Annotated in this window: 15 protein-coding genes; 1 reads left to right on the top strand and 14 read right to left on the bottom strand. The window is 69.3% G+C overall.

Annotated elements, in window-relative coordinates; genetic code table 11:
- Positions 1-2 precede the first annotated feature (2 nt).
- The 12 genes from ASF65_RS10660 to ASF65_RS10605 form a co-directional block, all read right to left on the bottom strand.
- Positions 3-773, bottom strand: coding sequence for an SDR family oxidoreductase (locus ASF65_RS10660; protein ID WP_055888685.1), 771 nt, complete (start codon positions 771-773; stop codon positions 3-5).
- The gene (locus tag ASF65_RS10655) at positions 773-1,696 is read right to left on the bottom strand and encodes a dihydrodipicolinate synthase family protein (RefSeq protein WP_055888683.1); all 924 of its coding nucleotides are present in this window, start codon (positions 1,694-1,696) and stop codon (positions 773-775) included. The genes ASF65_RS10660 and ASF65_RS10655 overlap by 1 nt, the downstream gene beginning before the upstream one ends.
- Positions 1,693-2,373 (bottom strand): aspartate/glutamate racemase family protein, encoded by a 681-nt coding sequence (locus tag ASF65_RS10650; protein WP_055888681.1) that lies wholly within the window; start codon positions 2,371-2,373, stop codon positions 1,693-1,695. Before ASF65_RS10650 ends, ASF65_RS10655 begins: the two co-directional genes overlap by 4 nt.
- A complete protein-coding gene (locus ASF65_RS10645) occupies positions 2,370-3,833 on the bottom strand; it encodes an amidohydrolase family protein (protein ID WP_055888679.1) in 1,464 nt (487 codons plus the stop codon). Before ASF65_RS10645 ends, ASF65_RS10650 begins: the two co-directional genes overlap by 4 nt.
- Entirely contained in the window at positions 3,826-5,247 is a 1,422-nt protein-coding gene (locus ASF65_RS10640; protein WP_055888677.1) for an ABC transporter substrate-binding protein, read from the bottom strand. The genes ASF65_RS10645 and ASF65_RS10640 overlap by 8 nt, the downstream gene beginning before the upstream one ends.
- Entirely contained in the window at positions 5,244-6,260 is a 1,017-nt protein-coding gene (locus tag ASF65_RS10635; protein ID WP_055888676.1) for a dipeptide ABC transporter ATP-binding protein, read from the bottom strand. Before ASF65_RS10635 ends, ASF65_RS10640 begins: the two co-directional genes overlap by 4 nt.
- Positions 6,257-7,243: an ABC transporter ATP-binding protein gene (locus tag ASF65_RS10630; RefSeq protein ID WP_055888673.1), complete on the bottom strand. Its 987-nt coding sequence runs from the start codon at positions 7,241-7,243 to the stop codon at positions 6,257-6,259. The genes ASF65_RS10635 and ASF65_RS10630 overlap by 4 nt, the downstream gene beginning before the upstream one ends.
- An 8-nt stretch (positions 7,244-7,251) precedes the next feature.
- On the bottom strand, positions 7,252-8,127 hold the full coding sequence (locus ASF65_RS10625; RefSeq protein ID WP_055888671.1) for an ABC transporter permease: 876 nt from the start codon (positions 8,125-8,127) through the stop codon (positions 7,252-7,254).
- A 1-nt stretch (position 8,128) separates the two neighbouring features.
- The gene (locus tag ASF65_RS10620; protein ID WP_055888669.1) at positions 8,129-9,094 is read right to left on the bottom strand and encodes an ABC transporter permease; all 966 of its coding nucleotides are present in this window, start codon (positions 9,092-9,094) and stop codon (positions 8,129-8,131) included.
- Between the two features lie 63 nt (positions 9,095-9,157).
- On the bottom strand, positions 9,158-10,729 hold the full coding sequence (locus tag ASF65_RS10615; RefSeq protein WP_055888667.1) for an ABC transporter substrate-binding protein: 1,572 nt from the start codon (positions 10,727-10,729) through the stop codon (positions 9,158-9,160).
- 56 nt (positions 10,730-10,785) lie between these two features.
- Entirely contained in the window at positions 10,786-11,178 is a 393-nt protein-coding gene (locus tag ASF65_RS10610; protein ID WP_055888665.1) for a VOC family protein, read from the bottom strand.
- A 92-nt stretch (positions 11,179-11,270) separates the two neighbouring features.
- The gene (locus ASF65_RS10605) at positions 11,271-11,927 is read right to left on the bottom strand and encodes a GntR family transcriptional regulator (RefSeq protein WP_055888663.1); all 657 of its coding nucleotides are present in this window, start codon (positions 11,925-11,927) and stop codon (positions 11,271-11,273) included.
- Between the two features lie 140 nt (positions 11,928-12,067).
- Between ASF65_RS10605 and hydA the strand changes: the two genes are divergently transcribed.
- On the top strand, positions 12,068-13,504 hold the full coding sequence (gene hydA, locus ASF65_RS10600; protein ID WP_055888662.1) for a dihydropyrimidinase: 1,437 nt from the start codon (positions 12,068-12,070) through the stop codon (positions 13,502-13,504).
- Here the strand turns inward: hydA and ASF65_RS10595 are convergent.
- A complete protein-coding gene (locus tag ASF65_RS10595) occupies positions 13,472-14,668 on the bottom strand; it encodes an alpha-hydroxy acid oxidase (RefSeq protein WP_055888661.1) in 1,197 nt (398 codons plus the stop codon). The two genes, hydA and ASF65_RS10595, sit on opposite strands and share 33 nt — an antisense overlap.
- On the bottom strand, positions 14,665-15,999 hold the full coding sequence (gene hisD, locus ASF65_RS10590) for a histidinol dehydrogenase (protein ID WP_055888660.1): 1,335 nt from the start codon (positions 15,997-15,999) through the stop codon (positions 14,665-14,667). Before hisD ends, ASF65_RS10595 begins: the two co-directional genes overlap by 4 nt.
- Between the last annotated feature and the right edge of the window lie 7 nt (positions 16,000-16,006).

Below are 16,006 nucleotides of genomic sequence, written 5' to 3'. Positions count from 1 at the left end.
CGTCAGACGGCGCGGGTCGCCCCGCCGTCGACGCGCAGCTTGGTGCCCGTGACATAGGACGCCTGCGTCGAGGCGAGGAACACCACCGCCGCGGCGAACTCCTCGGGTCGCCCGTAGCGCCCGGCGGGGATGGCGGCGATCGAGGCCTTCTGGACGGCCTCGACGCTCGATCCGGAGCGCGCCGCGTTGGCCGCGTCGAGTTCGGCGAGCCGCGTCGTCTCGATCCGGCCGGGAAGCACGACGTTCACGGTCACACCGTCGCCCGCCACTTCGGCCGCCAGCGTCTTCGACCAGCCGAGGACGGCGGCGCGGATGCCGTTGGACAGGGCAAGGTTCGGGATCGGCTGTTCGACGCCCGACGACGCCACCGTGACGATGCGGCCCCACCCGCGCTCGCGCATCGGCGGCAGCAGTCGTCCGGAAAGGTGGAAGAGGTTCGCGGCCATGGTCTCGAACTGGCGGAGCCAGTCCGCGCGCGCCATCGTCGCCGCCGGACCGGGCGGCGGGCCGCCGGAATTGTTGACGAGGATATCGACGCCGCCGTCCGCCAGGAGGCGGTCGGCCAGGGCATCGATCGCCGCGATGTCCGAAAGGTCCGCCGAGACGGCCGTCAGGCCCGTCCGGCCGCTGCCCCAGGTCTCGATCGCCGCCGCATCGCGGGCAACCGCGGTGACAGCGACGCCCTCGGCCAGCAGCCCTTCGGCGATCGCGCGGCCAAGGCCCCGGCTCGCGCCCATGACCAGCGCGCGGCGGCCTTTGATTCCCAGATCCATCAGTTCAGTTCCTTCAGTCGCTTGTCCTGCCGCGTGATGAGCCGCTCGATGTCGGCCACCGTCTGCGGCGTAAGGTTGCCGCCGGGACGGCGCAGCGCGGCGCTCGCGATGATGCCGCGGCGGGCCATGACGTATTTGCGCACCGCCAGCCCGACGCCCGGCTGCTGCTCGAAGCGGGCGAGCGGAAGGTAGGCGTCGAAGAGGTCGTGGGCGCGCTCAACCTCGCCGGCGTTCATGTGGCGGACGACGTCGACCATCATTTCAGGATAGGCGAAGCCCGTCATCGCGCCGTCCGCCCCGCGGCCCATCTCCTCGGGCAGGAACATGCCGCCGTTGCCGCACAGGATCGAGATGCGCCGGTCGAGCGAGCCCTCGGCCCGCAGCGCCGTGATCTTGTCGAGCCCCGGCCAGTCCTCGTGTTTGAGGCAGACGCAGGTCGGGAGATCGCGCACGATCCGGCGGATCACCGGCACGGACATCTGCACGTTGGTGACGAGCGGGAAATCCTGCAGCACGAACGGCACGTCGCCGATGAACTCGGCGGCCTGATGGTAATAGGTCACGATCTGGTCGTCTGTGCGCAGGGCGCCCGGCGGGGCGATCATCACGCCGGCCGCCCCGTCGTCCATCACCATGGTCGTCAGCGCCGCCATCTGCGCGAAGCCCGCCGCCGAGACGCCGACCACCACCGGCACGCGGCCGGCGACGCGGGCGAGGATGCGCCGGACGATCGTCTGGGACTCCTCGATCGTCAGCTTCTGCGCCTCGCCCATCATGCCGAGGACGGTCAGCCCCGTCGCGCCGCAGTCGAGGTAGAAGTCCACCATCCGATCGGTGCTCTCAAGGTCGAGCGCCCCGTCACTCTGGAACGGCGTCACGGCGATGACGTAGACGCCCTTCGCGCTCTCGTTCAATCGTATCACCGGTCGTCTCCTTGGTTCTGTTGGGCGCGGGCCAGCGCCACGCGGCCGATGGCCATGGCGGCTGCGGCCTCGCAGGGTTCGATGACGGGGCGCCCGAGCGCGTCTTCCAGCGCGGCCCGGAAGCGGGTCATGCCGGCACAGCCGAGGATCAGGACGTCGGCGCCATGCGCATCGCGCAAAGTTCGCCCGACCTCCTGGAGGCGCCCGAAAGTCCGCGCCTCGTCGGCGAGGTCCGCGACGCCGAGTTCGAGGGGCAGGTCGGCGGCGAGCCGGTCCATGACGCCCATCGCGCCGAACATGCGCATGTGCCGGGGCACCGAGCGCGACAGGATCGACAGGACACCGAACCGCTGGCCGACCGACATGGCGGTGAGGATCGCGCTTTCGGCAATGCCGAGCACCGGACGACGGCTCTGCTCGCGCATCGCCGCGAGGCCGGGGTCGGAGAAGCAGGCGACGACGAAGGCGGAGGCCTCGTCCTCCAGCGCGGCGGCGCGCTTCAGAAGAGGGGCGACGACGCCGTCGACATGGGCCTGGGTCTCGATGCCTTTCGGCCCCTCGTCGAGCTGGATCGCGGCGATCGGCGCGGGGCTGGAGGCGCGCAACGGCTCCATCGCCCGGTCGATGCCCGCCGTCACCACGTCGCTGGAGTTCGGGTTGACGACGAAGATGGTCATGGGCGCTCGCCCTCCGCTTCAGGCTTGGGATAGCGCGCCCGGCCCCAGAAGCCGTCCGGCAGGCCCAACATGTCTTCGGCACCGATCCTCGCGATCATGCGCTCGGCCTCGCGTTGCGCATCGGCGAGGACGCCGGCCATGTCGGTTCGCACCGGCCGGCCGCCCTGCAGCAGGACCTCGCCGCCGACCAGCACGGTGTCGACGTCGTTGCCGTTGGCGAAATAGGCGACGCGGAAGGGCTCCATGTTGACGGGGTAGAGGTGCGGGCGTTGCATGTCGACCAGGATGAGATCAGCCGCCTTGCCGACCTCGAGCGAGCCGATCGTGTCGTCCATCCCGAGCGCCTTGGCGGCGTCGATCGTTACCATTTCCAGCGCCTTGCCGGGCGGCAGAACGCTCGGGTCGCGGAAGTGCCGGCGATGGTAGTGCATGGCCTGCTGGACGTGGCGGAACATGTCGGCGGAGCGGTCGGGCGCCGTCGCGTCCGAGCCGATCGCGACGACCGCCCCGGCCTCCATCAGCTCAATCGCCGGGCAGCGGCCGAGGATCGAGGCGATGGCGCTCGGATTGTGGGCGATCCGCGTTCCCGTCTCGGCGCAGAGGGCGATCTCGTCCGCGTCGATGTCGATGCAGTGCGAGAGAAGCGCATCGGGGCCAAGAAGGCCGAGCGCGGCCGCGCGGCGGATCGAGCCGCGCCAGTGCCCATCCTGCGTGAAGAGGACACCGTGCTCGCGCGAGGCCGCACGCACGATCGTCGCCTGGCGCACGGCCTCCGCATAGTCGGCGGCTGCCATCTTGGTTTCGTGCTCGTCGCGCAGGACGGGGTAGAGGAGAGCGAGGTTCAGGGTTCCGCGTCCGTGCCAGTCCCGGATCAGGGTCCGGCAGGTGTCCATCTGCCGCTCGAAAGAGACGGGGTATGGCAAGGCGCGGTCGTCTGCATCGCGGGTGGCGTAGGTTCGGGGATGCGGCGCGCGGGTCGGGCCGACGGCCACCACCGAGCGCGTGCCGATCTCCCTGACGCCCTCGCAATGGGCTGCGCCGTAGGCGGGATCGTCCGTCCGCATGATCGTGTCGCCGCCGCCGAGCAGCGAGACGCCGCAGGTGACGCCGAAGCGCAGCCGCTCCAACGCGGCCAGCCGCGCCTCGGCGTACCAGAACTCCGGCGGCGAGGCCTGCGTGTAGACCTCGCCGCAGATCCGCTCCCACCGGTCGCCGTCCTCCATGCCCATGGTCTTGATCAGGCCGTGGCCGGCATGGGCGTGGACGTCGATGAGGCCCGGCATCATCACCTTGCCGGAGGCGTCGAGCGTCGCGGCGTCGGGATGGGCGGCCTCGACCTCGGCGCGAGACCCGACCGCGACGATGCGACCGGCCGCGATGGCCACGGCGCCATCGGGAATGACGCGGCGTGTGCCGTCCATGGTGATGACATAGGCGCCGGAGACGACGAGATCAGCCATGGGTCACCTGTGGCAGGCGCATGACGTCGAGGACGGCGTCCTTCGGCAAGGTGAAGCCGGGATGACGGCCCCGGAGGCCGGAGACGCGGACCGGGTTGTAGAGCGTCAGCCAGGCGGGATCGTCCTGAAGGACGCGATAGGCCTGTCGATAGATCGCCGCGCGCTCCGCGTCGTCCGTCGAGCGGCGACCCCGATCGATCAGGCTTTCGACCTCCGCGTTGTGGTAGCCCTCCCACCAGGACCCCTCGACGCGCGCGTCGAGCTTCTCGACGAGGACGCGGTAGGTCGAGAGCGGGCTGGAATCGAACACGGCGAGATCCCCGATCTCCTTGCGCCGCACCTGATGCGCGTAGGCTTCGCGATCCTCGTGATAGGTGACGTCGAGTGTGACGCCGATCGCGGCCAGTTGCGCCCCGAGCGCCGCCGTCAGCCGGACCGCCTCGTCCGGCAGGCGCGTCGGGCAGGAGACCGTGAGCGTCAGCCCCTCGCCGTGGCCGGCTTGCGCGAGCAGCGCCCATGCGGCCGCCAGATCGCGCGCAGGTGCCGCGTCGTGTCCGGCCCCGAAGTGGACAGGGCTGACGAAACCGTGGAGCGGCGTCGCGCCGCCGTCCATCACGTCGCGCACCAGCGCGTCGCGGTCGAGCGCGAGAGACAGGGCGCGACGAAGGCGGGGGTCGCTGAGGGCCCCGCGTGCGGCGTTCATCAGGAAGATGATCGCGACGGGATTGAGCGTCTCGATCCGCGTCGTCGCGGTTCCGAGGTCGGCGGCATAGGGGAGATTGGTCGCGACGTCGGCCTCGCCGTCGCGAAGCGCGGCGGCGCGGGCTTCCGCATCCGGCATCGCCTGAAACACGAGCGGCGGCAGGCCCGCATCCGCGGCCGGCTGCAGCCGCACCGACCCTCCGGACACCGCCTCGACCCGGTAGGGGCCGGTTCCGGCGACGGCCGCGATGTCGCCCCCGTCCATCGTCGGGAGGCAGTCCGGCGAGGCGATGAAGCCCTGGACGAGGACGTCGAGAAGGTCGGCCATCGGCTCGGCGAGATCGATCGAGAGGTCGAGCCCGTCGCCCGCGATCTCGGCATTCCCGAGATACTGACGCCAGACGGCCGGGGCGCCGAGCGTGTAGCCCTTGTCCTCGCGCGCCATGCGGTGAAGCGACTGCGCGACGGCCTGCGCATCGCAGCGACCGCCATCGTGGAACATGGCCCCGTCGCGGAGCCGGAAGCGCCAGCGCCGGGCATCCGGCTCGACCGACCAGCGCTCGGCGAGGCCCGGCACGAAGCCGTCGTCGCCGCGACGGACGAGCGTCTCGCAGATCGCCGAGAGGATCGACAGGTCGTCCGCGGCGTCGGTGCAGTCGTGCGGATCGACGAGATCGGCCCGCCGCTGGAGGATGGTGACGGGCGGCGTCATGCGTGGTCCCTTTGCGGCTCGTCGGTCAGGTGGCAGGCGACGGACTGGCCGCCGCCGACCTCGCGCATGGCGGGGCGCTCGGTTTTGCAGCGGTCGAAGGCGAGCGGGCACCGGGTGCGGAAGCAGCAGCCCTCGGGCAGCGACAGGGCGCTCGGCACCTCGCCCTTCAGCGCGATCTCCGTCTTCGCGCGCGCCGGGTCGATGCTCGGCGCCGCCGAGAGGAGGGCGCGCGTATAGGGGTGGCGCGGGCTGCGGAAGAGCGCGTCTCTCGGACCGATCTCGACCAGAAAGCCGAGATACATGACGCCGATCCGATCGGCGATGTGGTGCACCACCGACAGGTCGTGGCTGATGAAGAGATAGGCGAGCGCGAACTCGTCGCGCAGGTCCATCATCAGGTTGAGGATCTGTGCCTGCACCGAGACGTCGAGAGCCGACACCGGCTCGTCGGCGATGATGAGGCCGGGATGGACCGAGAGCGCCCGCGCGATGCCGATGCGCTGGCGCTGGCCGCCGGAAAACTGGTGCGGGTAGCGCCCCGCGTGCTCGGCGTTGAGCCCGACCTTGGACAGGAGCGTCGCGACGCGCTCGGTCACCTCGCGCGGCGGCAGCGAGCCTTGCGCGCGCAAGGGCTCGGCCACGATGTCGCGCACCTTCTGCCGCGGGTTGAGCGAGGCGAAGGGATCCTGGAAGATCATCTGCATCTTGGAGCGATGCGGCAGGAGTGCGTCCTGAGGCAGGGTCGCGATGTCGGCGCCGTCCAGCCGGATCGTGCCCGCGGTCGGCTCATAGATGCGCGCCACGGACTTGGCGAGGGTCGACTTGCCGCAGCCCGATTCCCCGACAAGCGCCAGCACCTCGCCCTTGGCGATCTGGAAGCTGACGCCGTTGACCGCCTTCACGACGCGATCCTCCAGCCGGACCCGGCCGCCCTTCAGGCTGATGCGCTCGAGAAGGCCGGGGTTGAGGCTGAACTCCTGGCGCAGGCCGGAGACTTCGAGCATCGCCGTCATGCCATGCCTCCGGCCGACAGGGGAAAGTGACAGGCCGCAAGGCCTCCGCCGGGCTGGGGTGTGAGCTCAGGCTCGACGCTTGCGCACAGCGGCTGCGCGCGCGGGCAGCGGGCACGAAAGGCGCAGCCGTCCGGCAGGTGGCGCACGTCGGGCACGGTGCCGGGGATCTGGCGCAGCCGCGGCTGGCGATGATCGGGATCGGGGATCGAATCGATCAGCCCGCGGGTATAGGGGTGGGCGGGCGCTTCGAGGATCTGGCGGACCGGGCCGGTCTCGACCACCCGGCCGCAATAGAGCACCGTGACCTTGTCGACCATTTCGGCGACAACCGCGAGATCGTGGGTGACGAGGATCAGCGAGGCACCCTGGTCGCGGATCTCGCGGCGCATGAGGCGCAGGATCTGCGCCTGGATGGTCACGTCGAGGGCGGTGGTCGGCTCGTCGGCGATGATGAGGCGCGGCTTGGCGAGCAGTGCGATCGCGATCACCACGCGCTGGCGCATGCCGCCGGAGAACTGGTGGGGGTAGCTGTCCAGCCGCTCGGCCGCGCGCGAGATGCCGTTGGCCTCCAGCATCTCGATGCAGCGGGCCCGCCGCGCCGCCTTGTCGAGATCGGTGTGGAGGCGCAGCATTTCGTCCATCTGCCGGCCGATCGTCTGCACCGGGTTCAGCGAGGTCATCGGGTCCTGGAAGATCATCGCGATCTCGCGCCCGCGGATTTCCCGCAGGCGCTTCTCCGACGCCTTCGCGAGGTCTTCGCCGCGGAACAGGATCTCGCCGCCCTCGATCCGGCCCGGCGGGTCGATGAGGCCGAGAAGGGAGAAGCCGACGACGGATTTGCCGCCGCCCGACTCGCCGACGAGGCCCATGATCTCGCCGGCCGCAAGGTCGAAGCTGACCCCGTTCACCGCCTTCACGGTGCCGGCGAACGTGTGGAAGTGGGTGCGCAGATCGCGCACCGCGAGGAGGGGCTGGGACTGCATGGCCACCCCTATTTCAGCCGGGGATTGAGTTCGTCGCGCAGGAAGTCGCCGACGAGATTGATGCCGAACACCATCGCCATGATCATCAGGCCGGGGAACAGCGAGGTCCACCAGAGGCCGGAGAAGAGGACATCGAAGCCGTTCTTGATGAGGAGGCCGAGCGAGGGTTGGGTGACCGGTACGCCGACGCCGAGGAAGCTGAGCGAGGCCTCGATCAGGATGAAGGTGCCGACCTGCACGGTCGCGACCACGATCAGCGGTGTCAGGACGTTGGGCAGGATGTGGCGGCGGATGATCGGCCCGGTGCGAAGGCCGGCGACCCGCGCCGCCTGCACGTATTCGCGGTTGCGCTCGCCGAGCGTCGAGCCGCGCACCGTGCGCGCATAGACGACCCAGCCGACGGCGGTCAGCGAGATCAGGATCTTGTCGATGCCCGTGCCGAAGGCCGACATCAGGAACAGCGCGATCAGCATCGAGGGAAAGGACAGCTGGATGTCGGCGACGCGCATGATGACGGCATCGATCCAGCCGCCGAAATAGCCCGCCATCAGCCCGAGGAAGGTCCCGATCACACAGGACATCAGCGTCGCGGCGAGCCCGATCAGCGCCGAGATGCGCGTGCCGTAGACGACGGCGGCTAGCACGTCGCGGCCCTGTCCGTCGGTGCCGAGCCAGTATTTCGGATTGCCGCCGTCCATCCAGGCGGGCGGCAGGTAGCTGTCCATCAGGTCGAGCTGCATCACGTCGTAGGGGTTCTGGGCCACGAGCGAAGGGCCGAACACGACGATGATGGCGCAGGCGATGATGATCGCCGACCCGAGAATAGCGGAGGTGTTGCGCCGCCAGTTGTGGGCGAGCTGCGAGGAAAGGAGACCCGTCGCCATCTCAGCGCACCGTGATCCGGGGGTCGATGACCGTGTAGAGAAGGTCGATCACGAAGTTGATCACCACGAAGATCAGCGCGACCAGCATCAGGTAGACCACGATCACGGGGCGGTCGGCGCGGTAGATGCTGTCGATGAGGAGCTTGCCCATGCCGGGCCAGGCGAAGATGGTCTCGGTGATCGTGGCGAATGCGATGAGATCGCCGAGCTGCAGGCCGAAGATCGTGACCACCGGGATCAGCGCGTTGCGCAGGCCATGGCCGTAGAGCACCTGGGCCCGCGAGGCGCCTTTGGCCCGCGCGAACTTCATGTAGTCCTGCCGCGTCACCTCCATCATCCCGGCGCGGGTGATGCGCAGGAGGATGGCGAGCGTGCCGACCGAGAGGGTCACGGCGGGCAGCACGATGTGCTGCCATCCCGACCACGTGGCGAGCGAGGTCTCGATGCCGAAGATCGTGCCGACCGCGCCGCGCCCCGACGAGGGGAAGATCCGATACTCCACTGCCAGCACCCAGATCAGCATCATGCCGACCCAGAAGCCGGGCAGCGAGACGCCCAGCAGCGACCCCGACATGATCAGCCGCGACAAGGGCTTGCCGGGATTGGCGCCTGCATAGACGCCGAGCGGGATCGCCACGACGGTGGCGATACCCATGGCGACCAGCACGATCTCCATCGTCGCCGGCAGGCGCTCCAGGATCAGCGAGAAGGCCGGCTGGCGGAACACGTAGGACAGGCCGAGGTCGCCCTGAAGGAGGCCCTTCAGGAAGATGCCGTACTGGACGAGAAGCGTCTGGTCGAGGCCGAGGATGCGGCGCGCCTGCTCGATCTCGGCCTGCGTCGCGTCAATCGGGACGACCATGAAGACGGGGTCGCCGGTGAAGGTCGTCATCAGGAAGACGATGACCGACACCGCCCAGAGCACGACGAGCGTCTGGATCAGCCGTCTGACCGTGAATGCGAACATGGAGGGAATGCCCTTCGTCCGAAAAAGCGGAGGCGCGACGGCGCCCCCGCCCGTCGGAAATCCTTACTCGGCGACGTCCATCTCGTAGGCCCAGATGAACTTGTCGACGCGCGGCTCGAAGGTGACGGTGTCGCGCGAGGCGTAGATGTCCTGCTCGTAATGGATCGGGATCATCGGGATATCGGCCAGAAGAAGCTTGGTGGCCTCCTGCAGGTGCGAGTCGCGCTCCTCGACGTTGGCCGTCGAGTCCGCCTTGTCGAGGAGGGCGTCGACCTCGGGGTTCGAGTAGCTCGTCCGGTTCACCTCGCCGTAGCCCGGCTTCTTGTCGCGGCTGTAGTAGAGCGAGTTGTACATCGAGCCGGCGTCGCCCGAGGGCACGTCCCAGCCCGACATGATCATGCTGGATTTGGGCGAGGGCACGCGGATGTAGCCCCAGAAGTTCGATTTCGGCATCAGGTTCAGATTCAGCTGGATGCCGATCTTGCCGAGCATCGAGGTCAGCGCCTGGGCCACCTGCGCGTCGTTGACGTAGCGGTTGTTGGTGGCGTCGAGCGTCACCGCGAAGCCGTCCGGCACGCCGGCCTCGGCCATCAGCGCCTTCGCGCGCTCGAGGTCGAACGGGTACATCTCATGGAAGTCGGCGCCCTCGACATAACCGAGATGGGATTCCGGCACGAACTGCGCGGACGGGGTCGCCAGACCGTTCATGATGACGCGGTCGATCGCGGCGACGTCGATCGCGCGGGCCATCGCCTCGCGCACGCGCCGGTCGGTCATCGGGTTCTTGCCCGAGATGGTGGGCGAGGCCTCGCGCACGTCGAGGGCGAGAAGGATGTTGAGGAGGCTCGGCCGCGTTTCGACCGTCACGCCGCTTTCCGCCTTGACGCGGTCGATGTCGCGCACGGCGAGATCCTGCACCACGTCGAGTTCGCCCGTCAGAAGCGCGGCCGTGCGCGTCGCCGGGTTGGTGATCGGACGGAACACCACGGTGTCGATCTTCGCCTTGCCACCGTAGTAGTCGGGGAAGGCTTCCAGCGTCAGCCGGTCTTCCTTGGCCCACTCCTTCAGGCGATAGGGGCCGGTGCCCATCGGCTTCAGGCCGAGTTCGGCGTCGCCGACCTTCTTCGTGTAGGCCTCGTTGAGGATCAGGATCGCGGCGAGGTCGTTCGGCAGGGCGGCATAGGGGCCGGGCGTCGCGATCTCGACGGTGCGATCGTCCACCGCCTTGGCGCTCGCGATGTTGGCCGAGAGGTTCGACATGACCGACGCCTTGAGCCGGTCGATCGTGAACACGACGTCGGACGCCTTCAGCGTCTCGCCGTTATGGAACTTCACCCCGTCGCGCAGCTTGAAGACCCAGGTCTTGTCGTCCTTCTGCGACCAGCTTTCGGCGAGGCCCGGTCCGAACTTCAGGTCCTTGTCGCGCCGGACGAGCGGGTCGTAGAGGTGGTAGAACATGATGTTGCTCGACAGCTCCTCGCCAGCCTGCGGATCGAGGATCGTCGGGTCCGACGTCAGGCCGATCGTCACCTCCTTGGCCTCGGCGGCCGTGGCGAAGGCGAGGGGGCCGAGCGGCAGGGTGGCGGCGAGAGCCGCCGTCGCCAGCAGGCATCGGATCGAACGGTGCAGTGTCATCTTGTCCTCCTCCAGGAATGCGGTTGCCGGCCTTCGCCGTGACGTCGGTTGCGGGGTCAGTCCAGGGCGGACTGGACCTCGATCTGGTAGCCCTCGGGATCGTCGAAGACGAAGGCGCGGATCTTCAGCGCGGCGCTGTCGCGCGGCTCGGTGAGGTTGGCGACGCCGTGCGCCTGCACGAAGCGGTGCCAGGCGTCGACGTCGGGCACGCGGATGCAGAGCTGGACGGGCTTGGGATCGCTCGCGCGGTGCATGCCGCGCGCCTCGTCGACGAGGCCCACATGCGAGGCGCCGGTGATGCGGTAGATCTTCGACCAGCCCTGGTCGATCGCGAGGGTGAAGCCGAGCACGGTCTCGTAGAAACGCACGGCGTGCTCGAGGTCGCGGTAGTAGAGGAACGTGATGCCGAGGATCGGCCCCTCCGGGCGCGTGGCGGTCTCTGCGGTCATCTCGTCCCCTCTCGTATGCTGCCGCCATCCAAGCGGTATACACAAAAAATGGCAAGAGGATTCCATGCTGCCTTGCAGCATAGCCTCGAGTTTCAGAACAGCCGTGAGAGATGTCCGAGGATGGCGTTGCGCGCGTTGTCGATGTGACGAAGCATGGCGGCCTCGGCGCGGGGCGGATCGCGGGCGAGGATCGCGTCGACGATCTCGATATGCTCGTGGCAGCCCGGCACGAATCGCTCGGGGATCGAGCCGTTGTCGAAGATGCGCGTCTTCAGCTTCAGCCCTTTTACGAGATCCGTGAGGAGCGTCGAGCCCGCCGTGCGCGCGACCAGCGTGTGGAAGTCCTCGTCGAACTGGGCGTATTCGGCAACGCTCGGGCGCTCGCCCTCCAGATACTGCGTGAGCCGTCGGCGCAGCGCCAGGAAGGGCTCGGGCGAGGCGTTGACGCTGGCCGCCTGCCGCGCCGTCTCGCCCTCCAGCAGCCGGCGGACGTGGAGAATCTCCATGATCTCGGTGACGGAGATGCGGCTGACGGTCGGCACCCCGCCGCCGTTGCGCGTGACGAGCCCTTCGCTGGTCAGCTTGGCCACCGCCTCGCGCACCGGCGTGCGCGAGACGCCGAGGCGCTCGGCGAAGAGCTTCTCCTGCAGCGGCGTGCCGGCCGGCAGTTCGCCGGCGAGGATCATCGCCTTCAGACGGTCGTGCACCGACTGGCCGAGCGTCTGCGCCGTGGCGGGTTTGAGGCTCATGACCGTTCCTTCGCCTCCCGCCTGTGCACGTGCATATGCCATGAACCCACGTTCGTCGTCATCGTCCGATTTCCTGTTGCGGTCGAGTGTATACATTGGGTATCCCTTGGCAAGGTGGCCGATCGTGACAGGAGGGCGGAGTGCTGGACGTTCTGATCGAAGGCGGGCGCGTGGTGACGGCCGAGGGCTCGCGCGACGAGGACGTCGGCATCGCCGGCGGGCGCGTCGTCGCGGTCGGGAAAAATCTCGGTCCAGCGACGCGCCGAATCGACGCGCGCGCTCGCCTCGTCATGCCGGGCGGGGTCGACACCCACTGCCATGTCGAGCAGATTTCCGGCGCCGGCCTGATGAACGCCGACACGTTCGAGACGGCGACCCGCTCGGCGCTTCACGGCGGCACCACCTCGATCGTGTCCTTCGCCGCCCAGCACCCCGGCAAGCGGCTGCGCCAGGTCGTCGACGACTATGCCGCGCTGGCGGCGCGCGGCGCGATGATCGACCACGCCTTCCACATGATCGTGTCGGACGTTTCGGGCGACAACCTCGCTCGCGACCTGCCCGAACTCATCGACGAAGGGCACCGGTCGATCAAGATCTTCACGACCTACGACAAGGTGCGTCTGGGCGACGAGGACATTCTCGACGTCCTGTGGACGGTGCGCGGCGGCGGGGCGCTAGTCTGTTTCCACGCCGAGAACGACGGGTTGATCCGCTGGATGTCGCGCCGCCTGATCGGGAGTGGGCGCACGGAGCCGCGCTTCCACCCGCTGTCGCATCCGCGCGCGGCCGAGGTCGAGGCGCTGTCGCGCATGTGCGTCTTCTCCGAATTCACCGGCCAGCCGATCATGCTGTTCCACGTCTCGACGCGCGAGGGTGTCGAGATCGTGCGCGCGGCGCAGGCGCGCGGCGTTCCGGTCGTCGCCGAGACCTGTCCGCATTACCTCTTCATGACGGGCGACCAGCTCGATGCGCCGGGACGCGACGTCGCCGGCCTGATGTGCAGCCCGCCGCAGCGCCGCACCGACGACCAGGACGCGCTCTGGGAGGGCTTGCGCGACGGGACGCTTCGGGTCGTCTCCTCCGACCACGCGCCCTATCGCCTCGACGAGACCGGCAAGTTCGCCAACGGCGCGGATGCCCCCTTCAACCGCATCGCCAACGGGCTTCCGGGCCTCGAGGTGCGCCTGCCGCTGATGTTCGACGCGATGGTCAGCCGCGGGCGGCTCGGACCGGAGAGGTTCGTGGAGCTGACGGCGACCGCGCCCGCCGCGATCTTCGGCCTCGCCGCCAAGGGGCGGATCGTGGTCGGCGCCGATGCCGACATCGCGATCTGGGACCCGGAGCGGCGCGTCACGTTCGGGGCCGACGATCTCCACGACAACACAGGCTACAATCCGTTCGCGGGCACCAGCGTGACGGGATGGCCGGAGACCGTCCTGTCGCGGGGCGAGGTGGTCGTCGCGGACGGCATGTGCCTCGCGGTGCCCGGCCGCGGCCGGCGGGTCGTCATGGAGCCGTCCGACGCGATGCGCCCGCGCGCCGGTTCAGAGGCCGACCGGCTGGACCACGCTCCCTGACGCGGCGACCTCGGGTGTCGGCACCAGGGCGCCGCGTCCGAGCGCCTTCAACTCGTCGATCGACGACAGGCCCATCAGACCAAGGGTGACGTCGATCTCGTCGGAGAGGAGCTGGATGACGCGGGCCGCGCCTGCCTCGCCGCCCGCCGCCACGCCCCAGACATAGGCACGGCCGAGAAGGACGCTTGAAGCACCGAGTGCGATCGCCTTGACGATGTCGGTCCCGCGCCGGACGCCGCCGTCGAGAAGAACCTCGAGGCCATCGGCCGCGTCCACGATGCCGGGAAGGGCGCTGATCGTCGAGCGGGCCCCGTCGAGCTGGCGCCCGCCGTGGTTCGACACCACGATGGCATCGGCACCCGCCGCTTTCGCCCGCCGCGCGTCGTCGGGATGAAGGATGCCCTTGATCGACAGGCGCCCGCGCCAGCGTCCGCGCAGCCAGTCGACGTCGTCCCACGATAGGGCGGGGTCGATGAGGCGGGAAAGGCTGGCGGCCTGCGCCAGGATGTTGGCGCCGAACTCCGCGCGGCCGCGCACCGCGCCGACGCCGGGCTTGCCGGTCCGCAGCATATCGAACACCCAGGCCGGGCGGAGCGCCATGCCGAAGCCCATGCACGGCGTGATCCGCGTGGCGGCCCGGAAGCCGTTGCGCGCGTCGCGCTCGCGAATGCCGGTCACGGCCGTATCGACGGTGAGATGCAGGGCCTCGACACCGGCCCGCTCGGCGGCCGCGACGAACTCCTCGGCCAGCCCGCGGTCCTTCAGGACATAGAGCTGGAACTGCAGCGGCCCGGCGCAGCCGGCACGGCGAAGGTCGTCGAGCGAGGCGATCGAGAAATTGGACAGGCACGTGGGGATGCCGGCCGCATGGGCGGCTTTCGCCGCCAGGATCTCGCCGTGCCCGGCAAACAGGCCGAGAAAGCCGACGGGGCCGAGCATGAAGGGCAGGCGGTTCCGCTGCCCGAGGAACTCGCTCGACAGGTCGCGTGGACGAAGGCCTGCCAGAACCCGCTGCTCCAGCCGCAAATCTGCGAAGTCGGCCGTGCTCGACGAAAGCGTCGCCTCGGCGGAGGAGCCGCCGTCGATATAGTCGAAGAAGATCTTCGGAAGACGCCGCCGGGCGATGCGGCGGGCGTCCTCGACATTGACGAAGCGCGCGGTCATCGCGGCTTCGACAGGATGGCGTCGCGCATCTCCGACACGGCGTTCTCGTGCGAGGAGAAGCCCTCGTAGCGCGCGAGGCGGCGGGCGTGCAGCGCGAGTTCGGGATAGCCGGTGGAGGTGACGTAGCCGATCGACGAGCGCTTCAGGAAGTCGGTCACCGACAGCGGCCCGTAGGTGCGCGCCCAGCGGCTGGTCGGCAGCACCGCGTTGGGGCCGAGAACGAAGTTGCCGAGCGTCACCGGCGTATGCAGCCCCATCAGGATCTCCGCGGCTTCCGTGATCCGACCGAGATGGCGGAACGGCTCCGTCGACAGAAGCTCGAGATGCTCGGGCGCATAGTCGTTGACGAAGCGGTAGCTGTCTTCCAGCGAGGGCGTCAGCACGATCCCGCCGTAAGGGCCGGTCAGGACGGTGCGCGAGAAGGTCGCTCGCTGCTCGGTCATGCGCGCCCAATGGCCGGGCAGGGCGGCCATCGCCTCTTCGGCGACGCGGCGGTCGTGGGTGACGAGATAGGCCGACGAATCCGGCCCGTGCTCGGCCTCGATCAGAAGATCGAGGGCCGCGAGCGCGCCGTCCACCGTCTCGTCCGCGAAGATCATCGCCTCGGACGGGCCGGCCGGGAGGCCGGTGTCGAGGACGCCCGACAGAAGGCTTTTCGCCGCCACCACGAAGGGCGATCCGGGGCCGACGATCTTGATCTTGGGTTGGATCGTCTCGGTGCCGAAGGCGGCCGCCGCGACGGCCTGCGCGCCGCCGACCTTGTAGACCGTCTCGACGCCCGCCAGCCGCGCGGCGACGAGGGTCGCGGCATCCACCGAGCCGTCCGCCGTCGGCGGGGTGAGGATGCAGAGGTCCGAGACGCCCGCCACCACGGCCGGCACGCTGGTCATCATCGTGACAGAGGGAAACGCGCCCTTGCCGCGCGGCACGTAGAGCGCGGCGGACTGGATCGGCGTCCAGCGGTCGCCGGCAAACGCGCCCGGACGCATTTCCTTGAACCACATGGGTTCAGGCTTCTGCTCCTCGTGGAAGCGGCGGATGTTGTCGATGCCGAAGCGGATGGCGTCGATCACCTCCGGCTCCACGGCCTTGAAGGCCGCGTCGAACTCGGCCTCGCTCGCCTGCAGCGCGCCGGGCGCGACGGTCGCGCCGTCGAGATCGCGGGCAAAGCGCAAGAGCGCGGCGTCGCCTTCCGATTTCACCGCCTCGATGATCGGGCGGACCGTCTCGACGAAGGACGAGAGGTCGGTCTCGGAGCGCCGCAGGAGCCGGGCGCGCGCGGCGTCGTCGAGGGTGGCGAGGTCGTGGAAGGAGCAGGGGGTCGAGGACATGGGAGGC

Origin of the sequence: Aureimonas sp. Leaf324 (assembly GCF_001423245.1) — a bacterium.
Lineage (GTDB): Bacteria > Pseudomonadota > Alphaproteobacteria > Rhizobiales > Rhizobiaceae > Aureimonas.
This window is presented reverse-complemented; position numbering and strand designations above follow the sequence as displayed.